Origin of the sequence: Rahnella inusitata (genome assembly GCF_003263515.1) — a bacterium.
Taxonomy (GTDB): domain Bacteria; phylum Pseudomonadota; class Gammaproteobacteria; order Enterobacterales; family Enterobacteriaceae; genus Rahnella; species Rahnella inusitata.
On record NZ_JYDE01000021.1, the window covers coordinates 125,297 to 137,339 of the forward strand.

General features: G+C 47.3%; 12 protein-coding genes. All 12 read left to right on the forward strand.

Going from position 1 to position 12,043, the window contains the following annotated elements:
• Positions 1 to 2: 2 nt before the first annotated feature.
• The 12 genes from TU92_RS14405 (at position 3) to TU92_RS14455 (ending at position 11,520) form a co-directional block, all read left to right on the forward strand.
• Complete coding sequence (locus tag TU92_RS14405) at positions 3 to 1,259, forward strand: beta-ketoacyl-[acyl-carrier-protein] synthase family protein (RefSeq protein ID WP_112167909.1); 1,257 nt, start codon at positions 3 to 5, stop codon at positions 1,257 to 1,259.
• Positions 1,256 to 2,020, forward strand: a complete 765-nt coding sequence (locus tag TU92_RS14410) for a MaoC/PaaZ C-terminal domain-containing protein (RefSeq protein WP_112167910.1) — start codon at positions 1,256 to 1,258, stop codon at positions 2,018 to 2,020. The genes TU92_RS14405 and TU92_RS14410 overlap by 4 nt, the downstream gene beginning before the upstream one ends.
• 15 nt (positions 2,021 to 2,035) lie before the next feature.
• Complete coding sequence (locus TU92_RS14415; protein WP_112167911.1) at positions 2,036 to 2,278, forward strand: acyl carrier protein; 243 nt, start codon at positions 2,036 to 2,038, stop codon at positions 2,276 to 2,278.
• Between the two features lie 3 nt (positions 2,279 to 2,281).
• Positions 2,282 to 3,016: an SDR family NAD(P)-dependent oxidoreductase gene (locus tag TU92_RS14420; protein WP_112167942.1), complete on the forward strand. Its 735-nt coding sequence runs from the start codon at positions 2,282 to 2,284 to the stop codon at positions 3,014 to 3,016.
• A 246-nt stretch (positions 3,017 to 3,262) separates the two neighbouring features.
• Complete coding sequence (locus TU92_RS14425) at positions 3,263 to 3,682, forward strand: translesion error-prone DNA polymerase V autoproteolytic subunit (protein ID WP_112167943.1); 420 nt, start codon at positions 3,263 to 3,265, stop codon at positions 3,680 to 3,682.
• A 2-nt stretch (positions 3,683 to 3,684) separates the two neighbouring features.
• Positions 3,685 to 4,950: a Y-family DNA polymerase gene (locus tag TU92_RS14430; RefSeq protein WP_112167912.1), complete on the forward strand. Its 1,266-nt coding sequence runs from the start codon at positions 3,685 to 3,687 to the stop codon at positions 4,948 to 4,950.
• A 496-nt stretch (positions 4,951 to 5,446) separates the two neighbouring features.
• Positions 5,447 to 6,004, forward strand: a complete 558-nt coding sequence (locus TU92_RS14435) for a fimbrial protein (RefSeq protein WP_112167913.1) — start codon at positions 5,447 to 5,449, stop codon at positions 6,002 to 6,004.
• Positions 6,005 to 6,069: 65 nt separating this feature from the next.
• Positions 6,070 to 6,825: a fimbria/pilus periplasmic chaperone gene (locus TU92_RS14440; RefSeq protein WP_112167914.1), complete on the forward strand. Its 756-nt coding sequence runs from the start codon at positions 6,070 to 6,072 to the stop codon at positions 6,823 to 6,825.
• A gap of 268 nt (positions 6,826 to 7,093) precedes the next feature.
• Positions 7,094 to 9,544: a fimbria/pilus outer membrane usher protein gene (locus TU92_RS14445; RefSeq protein WP_167457522.1), complete on the forward strand. Its 2,451-nt coding sequence runs from the start codon at positions 7,094 to 7,096 to the stop codon at positions 9,542 to 9,544.
• On the forward strand, positions 9,498 to 10,214 hold the full coding sequence (locus TU92_RS14450) for a fimbrial biogenesis chaperone (RefSeq protein WP_112167916.1): 717 nt from the start codon (positions 9,498 to 9,500) through the stop codon (positions 10,212 to 10,214). Before TU92_RS14445 ends, TU92_RS14450 begins: the two co-directional genes overlap by 47 nt.
• On the forward strand, positions 10,178 to 10,309 hold the full coding sequence (locus TU92_RS22625) for a hypothetical protein (protein ID WP_425272545.1): 132 nt from the start codon (positions 10,178 to 10,180) through the stop codon (positions 10,307 to 10,309). Before TU92_RS14450 ends, TU92_RS22625 begins: the two co-directional genes overlap by 37 nt.
• A gap of 173 nt (positions 10,310 to 10,482) precedes the next feature.
• Entirely contained in the window at positions 10,483 to 11,520 is a 1,038-nt protein-coding gene (locus TU92_RS14455; RefSeq protein WP_167457521.1) for a fimbrial protein, read from the forward strand.
• Positions 11,521 to 12,043: the final 523 nt, after the last annotated feature.

A 12,043-nucleotide genomic window follows, 5' to 3' on the forward strand; every position in this document is an offset into this window, starting at 1 on the left:
TCATGAATAATAAAACACTGCCACGGCGAGTCGTCATAACGGGTTATGGCGCGATTACCCCACTCGGCTTAACCGCGCAGGAGAGCTGGGATGCAATCATGGATTACCGCATCGGTTACCGTTTTATTGATAAGCATCCTGCGGGAATCAAATCACGTTTTTATGGCCTGGTTGATGAAAATCTGGATTTGAAATTTTTGCCGGCGGTACTTCGTCGTCGCCTGCCTCGTTTTGCTCATCTGGCAATGGTCTCTGCTCGTGAAGCGATGAACATGGCTTTTGGCGAAAAAGCCCCTACAGAATTTTATGATCCGCTCAAATGCGGAGCCATCATAGGAACCGGTTGGGGTGGGCTGGACGAAACCTTTAAATTTCATGAGCAATATAAAGCCACGGGAATGGGTTCTCCTTTTGCCTGTTTCTTTTCGATGCCAAGTATTGCCACCGCCGCCTGCAGCCAGTTTTGGGGACTGCGGGGTTATCAAAATTCGCCCGTAGCCGCCTGCGCCACTGGCACCATGGCGATCGGCGATGCCTTTGAGGCCATCCGTAGTGGGCGAACCGATATGATGCTATCCGGTGGTGCAGAGTCGCTGCGCAGTGATTCCGCCATCTGGAATATCGATGTATTAAAAGCACTCACCCGTGAAGAACATGACATCACCAAAGCCAGCTGTCCTTTTAGTCTTGAGCGCAATGGGTTTGTCTTGTCAGAAGGCGCTGCCACGGTTTGCCTGGAAGAGCGGGAATCTGCGTTAAGGCGAGGTGCAGTGATTTTAGGGGAGATAAGCGGCTACGGTAACTTTTCTGATGCTGTAGATTTCACCGCACCGGCTGAAGATAAGTTGGCACGGATAAACACTATTCATGCGGCGCTCACACAGGCAGGTTTAAGAGCTCAGGATATTGATTACATCAATGCTCATGGCACCTCCACAGAGCTTAATGACCGTAATGAAACAGAGTCGATCAAAATGGCATTGGGCGATGAAGCCTATTCGATACCTGTGTCGAGTACGAAAGGGTATTCCGGGCATCTTATTGCAGCTGCGGGTAGCTTTGAAACGATTATCTGTCTACAGACCTTAAAGCACCAAAGGCTCCCTTCTACTTGCCATCTGCGAGTGACTGACCCGATATGTGATTTGGATTTTATTACTGAAGGTCACCGTGAAAAACCTGTGTTCCATACTATGAACCTGAGTTTTGGTTTCGGGGGGGCGAACGCTGCCTTGATCATTAGCCGGGGCGAAATGTGACACTGATATACACCCTGGAACATGCTCATGAATGGGCAGAATTTTCCGGCGATTATAACCCCATTCATTTTGATGTTAACAAAGCGAAAGCAATGGGAATCGAGGGCCTGACCGTGCACGGCATGCGCGCCTTGCTGGATATGAAAAAGAGTCAGGACTTTCCTTCTGATACTGCGGATTATTATCGCTTCAACGCCCGCTTACGAAATCCAATAAAATGCCATACGGAATATAAGATTGTTAAAAACAACAATCAATGTCAACTCATTGAAAATGATACGGATTCATGTTGTTTTTCAGCGAGACTGGAGCGAATTTCGCCTCCTATTGAACAGGTGACAACTAAGAATTTGACCCTCTCTGCGGATGAACTTTTGAATATAAGGAGTGAATATCCTTTTATGAAAAATGTTTGCGAATGGTCTTTTCTTGATTCGGTACTATTTCGTTTGATCGTTAAATCGCCTGAAATATTCGAGGCAATAAAAGTTAAATTACCCGATCTTCATGCCGGGACGCTGACAGACATTTTTCGGGAAATACCTGTTGTTCAGACACATCATGAGATTGTTTTTAGTCGTCAATTCCTCTTATCTTCGCCGGGCTCAAACGACTTCCATTATGGAATGTTACCGCTTTTGGTCGTGGGGGATTATAAACAGGGATTGGTGGTACGTATTGCCATGCAAGGTTATTACTTCACCCATTCATATATAACAACGGCCATTACGTTGAAATTAAAACCAATGGCTCTTTCTTGATAATAGGAACTTATTATGACAAACAACGTTTACCCAATTGTGTGCGAAATGCTATGTGATGCAAAAGATCTGACTCAAGACATGCTTACACCTGAAATGCCCCTTCACCATTTGAAACTCGATAGTCTGGATTATGTTGAGTTAATGGTGCTGGTTAAGCGAGAGTTTGATCTGACATTAAGCGCTGATATGTTCGTTAATAATCCCAACCTGACATTGGGTGAAATGTGTAAAGCATTGGAAGAACAAAAGGCATAAATGATGCAAAAGAAATGGATTTTGGTTACGGGTGGAAGCCGGGGAATTGGTGCTGCTTTAGTTCAACATCTCGCACGAGAATACGATGTCGTATTTACCTGGAAAGATCAGCAATCACGGGCCGAATCTCTCCTCAATGAGTGCAGAGCTCTTAGTCTCAGTGTCAGCGGATATCGTTGCGACGGAAGCAAACCGACAGAAGTGAAGGCTCTTGCGCAACAGCTTCTCACGCAATATGGTGCGCCCTTCGGTATTATTCATAATGCCGGTATTACACGCGATGCGTTACATTTTAAGCAAGACATAAACGATTGGGAGACTTTAATAGGTACCAATCTCAATGCGGTATTTTATTGGAATCAGCAATTACTGCCCTCGATGATGGAGCAGGGGAGCGGGAGTATTGTGATGATATCCTCTGTCTCTGCACTGAAAGGAAATATCGGGCAGGTTGCTTATTCAGCTTCCAAAGCGGCTATGCTCGGAATGGCTCGATCGCTGGCCCGCGAAGTCGCCCGTTTTAATATTCGAGTAAACTGTGTATTACCTGGGTTAATTGAAACTGAGATGACCACGCAAATGTCAGCCCTCGAACAAAAAGCATTGAAAAGCACTATTCCTCTGCGCCGCCTGGGGCGTGCTGATGAGGTCGCGCAGGCAACGGCCTATTTGATAAGTGAAGCAAGCAGTTACATGACCGGCCAGTCTTTAGTCCTCGATGGAGGAATGTCGGCCTGACGTTCGAGCCAGTCATGTAATAACGCGATAAAACTTCATGGTGTCACATAGCGGGGACGCGAAGCGGGGTATACGGTGCCCATGTTTTCATATGTCCCCTTTCATGCAACGTAGCCAAAAGTTTTGGACATGATGTTCGTCCTTCTGTGCTCTGTACCAGAGCGATCACAAAGTAGGCTCCCCTTGATCTCTGCCATCGATATATAATACTGTATGCATGTACAGTATTCATTGATGGTGATTATCATGCAGTTTTTCATACCTACCGAGCTACGCCAGATAGTGTCATTCCCTTTGTTCAGTGACAGTGTTCCCTGTGGTTTTCCAAGCCCCGCGCAGGACTACGTTGAGCGACGTATCGATCTGAATGAACTGATGATTCAGCATCCGAGTGCGACCTATTTCGTAAAGTCCACCGGTGACTCAATGATTGAAGCAGGGATAGGCGAAGGAGATTTACTGGTAGTGGATAGCTCCCGTAAGGCCGGGCATGGCGACATCGTCATTGCTGCTGTCGACGGCGAATTCACCGTAAAACGCTTACAGCTGCACCCCACTGTCATGCTCAAACCAGAAAATTCTGCGTACAAGCCGATTATGATAGGCAGCGAAGACAACCTGGAAGTTTTTGGTGTGGTCACCTTTATCGTGAAATCTGCGAGCTGATCATGTTTGCACTGTGTGATGTGAACTCTTTTTATGCGTCCTGCGAAACCGTATTTCGCCCGGATTTGAAGGGGCGGCCCGTGGTCGTTTTGTCAAATAACGACGGTTGTGTTATTGCACGTTCTGCTGAAGCAAAACCTTTTGTGAAAATGGGTGAGCCGTACTTTAAACAGAAAGATCTCTTCAGGCGCCATGGTGTGGTTTGCTTCAGTAGTAACTATGAACTCTACGCGGATATGTCCAACCGCGTGATGACCACGCTCGAAGAGATGTCCCCTCGCTGCGAAATATACTCAATTGATGAGCTTTTTTGTGACCTTACCGGTGTGCGTAACTGTCGCGATCTGACCGAGTTTGGACGTGAAATCCGAGCCACGGTACTACAGCGCACGCATCTGACGGTTGGGGTAGGTATCGCACAAACCAAGACTTTGGCCAAACTGGCGAACCATGCGGCAAAGCGATGGCAGCGGCAGACCGGTGGAGTGGTTGACTTATCGAATGTGGATCGTCAGAGAAAACTGATGGCGGCGCTGTCAGTCGAGGAGGTTTGGGGCGTCGGTCGACGTATAACGAAGAACCTTGAAAGCCTGGGTATCAAGACAGTGTTGCAGCTGGCAGACACCGATATTCGGTTTATCAGGAAACATTTCAATGTCGTACTGGAAAGAACGGTTCGTGAATTACGGGGCGAGCAGTGCCTTGAACTGGAAGAATTTGCGCCGGTAAAGCAAGACATCATCTGTTCCCGGTCATTTGGCGATCGTATCACGGCATATGAGGATATGCGTCAGGCCATCTGTAGTCATGCAACCCGGGCAGCAGAGAAACTTCGTAATGAACATCAGTATTGCCGATTTATTTCAGCATTTGTTAAAACCTCACCCTTCGCGCATAACGAACCGTATTACGGCAATAGTGCATCGGTAAAATTACTCACTCCGACTCAGGACAGCAGAGATATCATCCTTGCCGCGACGCGTTGTTTGGACACTATTTGGAAAAACGGTTGTCGGTATCAGAAAGCTGGCGTGATGTTGGGCGATTTTTACAGTCAGGGTGTGGCTCAACTTAACCTGTTTGACGAAAATGCACCGCGGAAAAATAGTCAAAAGTTGATGGATGTGTTGGATCGCCTCAATACTGAAGACGGGCGAGGAACGCTTTACTTCGCCGGGCAAGGTATTCAGCAGAAATGGCAGATGAAGCGGGAAATGCTCTCACCTCGATACACCACACGATACGCTGATCTGCTCACAGTGAAGTAACCCACTCGGACAGCCAGCTTTGAACGTAGAGCAGGCCGAATGAGAGGAAACCCGCCCCGATTTATTCAACAAAGCCCATTGAGTCCTGATAGTGACGTCTGACAGTAAAGTGCGTTGCTACAGGATCCTGCGTGCAGCGCAGATGCAAAATGACAGATAGTGTAAATCCCTCCCATCTCACTTCTCATCAAAAGTCGGTGCTTCCAGATAAAGTGAAGGTAATTACATGAAATAAAACAAATTAATGATTTCTTAATTATTCATTAAGTAGTGATTTATTCTAAATAATATTAATATCATCGCAATGATTACTGCCGGATGAAATCAATTATTGCATCAATAGTTTTGATGTTGATGAATTCATGCAAGGGTTATTAACCTCGCACCGGGTGTAATCATTACAACCGGCCACATTACGTGGACGTGCTGCGGCATTGACGCCCGGCAAGCCGTTTTATGAAATAAATCTCATAATCTTAATCAAGGAAATATTTAAATGAAAAAGACATTGTTGTCTTTGGCTGTTATTGGCTGCAGTATGCTTTCTGCAGGCGCTTTCGCCTCTGACGGCTCCATCCTTATTAATGGCCAGGTTACGAATGTGTCCTGTTCTATTACTATTGATGGGAAATCTGGTACTGCCTATGAAATTGTATTACCTACCGTTGCGCAGTCGGCATTGAAAAAAGGAGATACAGCAGGGGCTAAACTGTTGGCTATTCATTTATCGGGCTGTACTGCTGCTGGCGGTTCATTACCTGCCGGCGTACGTGCGGTGTTTGAAGATACCAATGTTAATCATGATACCGGTAATTTGATCAATACCACAGCACCGGGCGGTACCAGTTTAGGTGCAACGAACGTTGAAGTACAAATCACCAATAGTGAACAAGCACCTATTAACCTTATGACTAACCATAATAATGTCGCGGTACCTATCGATGTCGATGGTAATGCCACCATGATGTATTACGTTCAATATATCGCACCTTCTGCTGATGCTATTGCTGGCAAGGTAACAACCTCAGCGGTTTATTCTCTCGATTACATGTAAAACATGGTCATCGATTTAAATTATACGGAAGGAGATTTCCTTCCGTATGTTTGGAGTCAAATAATATGAAGCTTACCACACGTATTTTATCACTCTGTGCCTTATCAATTGCTTTAGCAGGGGTATTGAGTACCGCCGAGGCCAGCGTCGTGGTTTCCGGCACCCGTTTGATTTACCCCGCTAATCAGCATGATGTTTCAATCCAGCTGACCAACAACGACCCAAAACCGGCGCTGGTTCAGTCCTGGATTGACAGTGGGGATATGCACCAGGATCCCAGCCTGAGCACGGCACCGTTCGTGGTAACGCCACCGATCACCCGCATAGACGCAGGCAAAAAGCAGCTTGTACGTTTAACGTTGCTCTCTTCAAGTGCAGTTCCAACGGACCGCGAATCCGTGTACTGGTACAACATGCTGGATATCCCGGCGAAGTCTAAAGAAAAGACGGATGAGAACATCCTTGAGATGGCTCTGCGCACCAGAATTAAAGTGTTCTACCGCCCAGAAGGTTTGAAAGGTGTACCGGCCGAAGCGGCGACAGGCTTGACCTGGCAGGCTGTGAAGACCGATCAGGGTTATGCGCTGCGTGCGACTAATCCGGCGGCCTATAACGTATCCATGAGCAGCGTGAGTGTGACTTCAGCGGGTAAAACCTATACGGATGACCTCGGTGGCATGGTTGCGCCAAAAAGCAGTAAAGACTTTCCCCTGAAAGGATTAACGAATTCACCTGCGGTTAAGTCAGTCGTCTCTTATAACTGGGTCAATGATTACGGTAATTCTGTATCGACTAAATCTACCGTCACTGAAGTTCGGTAATGCCAGTAAAAAGGTATTGAAGACTCTTGAATCGCTTTTTTAGGCCAGGGATGGGCAACTATTAACACTACTGGCTGTGACTTGAAAATAATAGTGGCAGGAAACTCTTGTGAAAAATAAATCATTTAAACATTCAATATTACATTGCGCTTTATTTAACAAGAGAAACCGCTATTTTTATTTTAACGTTATTTTAGCTTCTTTTCTCAGTTGTACAATAATCCCAGCGGCTCAGGCCGATGTTGATAATACCATCGAATCACAGGATGTGACGTTTAATAGTGGGTTTTTCAAAGGCACGGATAAATCCATCGATATAACCCGTTTCGAGAAAAAAGACAGCCTACAGCCAGGTGATTATCAACTCGATCTTTTTATTAATGATAAATTTATTGGTCGCAACAAAGTAAGAATTACCCAAGATAAAGACAAAAGCAGCGTTTGTTTTCGTGGGAAAGATGTCGCTTCATGGGGGCTGAACCTCAATAAGGTTTCTAATAATAATAAGACAAACGCAACATTAGCCAGTGATTGTATCGATGTCACACAGTTATTGCCAAGTACCCAGATTGACGTTGATCAAAGTGCGTTAGCGGTGCATTTGAGCGTTCCGCAAATTTATATAAATTCCAATTCCGGGAGTTATGTATCGCCGGAATTTTGGGAAAGTGGTATTAATGCCGGTTTTATCAGCTACAACGCTAACGCCTATCAGTCGACATCGCCGGATGGCCAGGTCAATAAAAACCTGTATGTCGGGTTAAATACCGGTCTGAACATCATGGACTGGAATATACGACATAACAGTGCTCTCAACGTCTCTGAATCGCAAGGCAGTGAGCCAAGCAGCAGCAGCCACAGCTATGACAGCATCAGTACCTATGCAGAGCACGATGTCTCAGCTCTGGAAGCGATGGCTACGGTGGGGCAGTATTATACGCCGGGTGATCTTTTCGACAGTATTCCTTTTACCGGCGTTCAGATCACCAGTGACGAACGCATGATGCCCAATTCTGAGAAAGGCTTCGCGCCTGAAATCCGCGGTACGGCGGAAACCAACGCCAAAATTACCGTGCGCCAGGGTGAGCAGGTTGTCTATGAAACGACTGTAGCACCAGGGCCTTTCGATATTAACGATCTTTCCAATACCGGCTACTCGGGTGACCTGAATGTCACCATCACGGAAGCTGATGGTCGTACTAAAAGCTTTGTCGTGCCTTATGCATCGGTGAACGAGTTACTGCGTCCGGGTATTTCACGGTTTAGCGCCACGGCGGGGACTTACCGCGATACCACTTCACACTCGGACGGTGAAGGTTACAGCGAACCCAAATTCATTCAGGCTACCTACCGGCGCGGTGTCAGCAATAAAGTGACCCTTTACGGCGGCGGTGTAGTAGCCGAAGACTATCTGTCCGGTCTGGCTGGGCTGGCGCTCAATACCTCGCTCGGCGCCTTTGCGTTTGATATCACCAATTCCTACGCCAAAAATCTGCCAGCTGATGTGGATGATATCGACAGTACGATGAACGGACACAGTTACCGCGTCACTTATAGCAAGCGTCTGGAGACGACCGATACCGATCTGGCACTGGCGGCCTACCGTTATTCCAGTTCAGATTATTTGACTCTGGAAAACGTCGCGCAGTTACAAGGTAACGTGACTGACACGCTCTATCGGCCACGCCAACGCCTGCAGTTGAACATAAGCCAGCCGGTCGGTGACTGGGGCAATGTTTACCTCAGCGGTATTACCGAAACGTCATGGGAAGACTCCGGGCGCTCAACCACCTATCAGGCGGGATACGGAACCGGTTTTAGCTGGGGAACTATCAACATATCGCTCGGACGTACCTACTCCGATGACGTTTATGACGATCAACTGTCGCTGATGTTCAGTATACCGATAGGGAGTAGTCACGCGGTCACATTGAATAACACCATGAACTATCAGGATTCGAAGAGTTATAACACACAAACCAACCTGAGTGGCACAGCCGGTGAACGTAACCAGTTGAGCTACAACGGTTTTGCCGGTCACAGTGAAAGCGATGGCGCTGCCAGCGAGCAGTACGGCGGCAGCCTGAATTACAACGGTGCTTTATCCAATGTCGGTACCTCGGTTTCAGGCGGTGGTGGTTACAACCAATATTCACTCTCCGCGCGCGGAACCGTGATCGGCTACAGCGGTGGCGTTGCCATGACCTCCTCGCAAGGGGAAACGATGGCGGTTATTGAAGCCAAAGGCGCCAATGGTGCCGAAGTGATCGGGGGTTCTGGTGGCAGTATCGGATGGTGGGGAAATTCTGCCGTCACGTCGTTAGCGCCGTACAAAACCAACAGTGTGTTACTTGACCCGCATGGGGCATCGTCGGATGTGGAACTGCAAAGCACTTCTGCCAATACCATTCCACGCTATGGCTCCATCAGCCGGCTGAAATTTGACACCGTGGTGGGTAAACCGGTTCTGGTCCGTGGCTTACTTTCTGGCGGCAAGCCTGTGCCTTTCGGCGCTAATGTGTTGGATAAACAAAACAGCCTGGTCTCAATGGTAGGTCAGGGCGGGCAAATCCTGTTACGTGGCCAGCCAGATCAAGGCGCGTTGCAGGTGAAATGGGGCGAGAAAGCGGGGGAAAGCTGCACGCTGAGCTACACCGTTAATCAGAAAACCGATGCAGCTTCGACAGGCTACCGTCAGATTGACGCACCTTGCAATTAAGCCAAGCGGGAAAATAAACATGTTTAAGAAACCGACGTTTAAAAATATCACTCATCTGATCATCGGCCTGGCTGCGCTCTGCCTTACCAGCCAGGCGATGGCGGGGATCACGATCACCAAAACACGCGTGGTTTACCCGCTGACTCAAACTGACGTAAGCGTACAGCTCAATAATCAAAGCTCTTCGCCATCCCTGTCTCAGGCCTGGATAGATGAGGGCGACCCCAACAGTACGCCAGGCGAGAGCAAAGCACCGTTCTTCATCACCCCGGCAATTTTCCGCATGGAGGCTAATTCGTCCAAAATGCTGCGCATTGTTTACACCGGGAAATCTCTGCCCACCGATCATGAGTCTCTTTTCTGGCTGAACGTGCTAGATGTGCCACCCAACGAGAAGAGTGTTACAAACCGGCTGCAATTTGCCTTCCGTACCCGTATCAAGCTGTTCGTAAGGCCTGCCGGTTTAAAGGGCAACATTAAAGAGGCAGTTTCGCAACTGCGCTGGAAAGCGGCTTCTGCACAAAAACCGGGGGAGAGTGCCATGACTGTGACCAACTCCTCACCGTATTACCTCTCATTCAGTGAATTTGCTGTGCAGAGCGAGGGGCAAACCCTGAAGAACGATAAAGCGGCATGGTCGCCCCGTTTTCAACCTCAATATTATCAGTGACAGGGCAGAAACCCCTGTCGTCGGGCGCGAAGGTGACCTACAAAGCGATTGGCAATCTCGGTGAGGCATTGCCGGGCAGTGCGACGCTGAATTAAAGAAAGAAGGTAGAACACACATGAAATTCTTAAAAAGAGACATCATTAAAATTCAGTCTTTTATTTGACTTATCAACAAGTTGCTCGGTTCCGAAAGGTGATGCTTCACGCCGAAGCGCGGCCGTTTTATAGCGGAACTATTACAAATCATCATCATGATTAAAGGATTCAGTATGTTTAAAAATATCAGCGTGGCGGGGTATTTTATGTTGGCGGCTCTATTGTCCGTTACGGCGCTGACCAGCGCGCCAGCATTGGCATCTTCAACCTGTAATAATGATTCTGATAACGATCCGGTTGCAGCGGGTGCCATGTCGATACCTGCGAATGCTGCCCCTGGCACGATGATTAAATCTGTTCAGACAACATCTATAATGCAGTGCAGGGATACTACCAGTTCATCAGCCTCCTTTATTACTTACGTAGATTTACAACCAACGGGTCCTTTGGTGTCAGGATATACGGATGTTTATCAGACCAACATCAGCGGGATTGGCGTGCGTTACACGTTTAATGCTCCAAATTGCACGGATGCAAATGCGGTGATTATTTCTGGAACGGGGAAAACCCGGTTTTCCTGTCCCTTTACAACCGGCACGACCTATGTGAAGTATCCTCTTAATGCCAATATGGATTTCATTGTTACGGGCACATTACCGGCTAGCAGTACACTCACCTCAGTATCAGCAATAAAACTGTACTTTTCGAATTCCGATATAGCAGGCGGCCCCTGGGCTCAGGACCCACCCATTTCTGGTGTGGCATCAGGTTCAGTGACTGCATCTACCTGTTCAGTCAATCAAAAGAGTATTGGCGTGACGCTGGATACGGTGACGACCACCCAACTTTCCGGTCCGATTGGCGTCACCGCTGCTCCCAAGCCATTTACTCTGTCACTCACTTGCCCGGAGGGTATCAAAACCTTCGTTACACTGACTGACTCCACGAATTCGGGTAACCTCACCACCACGCTGGGGTTGACGCCAGATTCTAGTGCGCAGGGCGTTGGGATCCAGATACTCAACAGCAGTGATACACCCGTTGCATTTGGGCCGGACTCGGCAGCAGCAGGGAATCTCAATCAGTTCCTGTTGGGAGCATCCGTTGCGGGGGTCACTGAGTATCCATTCAAAGCCCAATACATCAGCACCGGGAATGTCCGGGCAGGTACGGTCAAGGCTATTGCGACCTTTACTCTCTCATACCAGTAAGCAGGAAGGGTTATGGCTTATTTAGAAAAACGAAAATAATCTTTTAAAAATAATGTACGCAAATGATGCCATAATGCTTTCTCAAAATATAAAGGCTATAGGAGAGTGCGATGATTATTCTAAGGTGCTTTAAAGAATACAAGTCTTAGTTTATGAAAGTCGTGATTGTTATTTCCTGGCCACCTACGAGGTGGAGTTGCGCCTGAATAATAGCAAGGCGGCTGAATATCCGTGCGCCATCTATAACCAGCTAAGTACTTAAGTCGGTATTATTTTAAATTTTTAAATCCGACCTTCCTCATTGATGGTTGTTTATCAGGTTGTTTATCAGGTTGGTTTTCAATGATGTCATGAAATAATCACAGTTAATGTTAGTTATCATGAATGATAGCGGGTGTTATAAAGTTGTCTTCCATTGGCGCTCCAAATTCAACGACTACTTTTATAAGTCGCCATTCGTGGCATCGTAAAGCACCAGCAACCCTGTCGTGATAAAAAATGAATATTAACTTTTAAAGTTTAC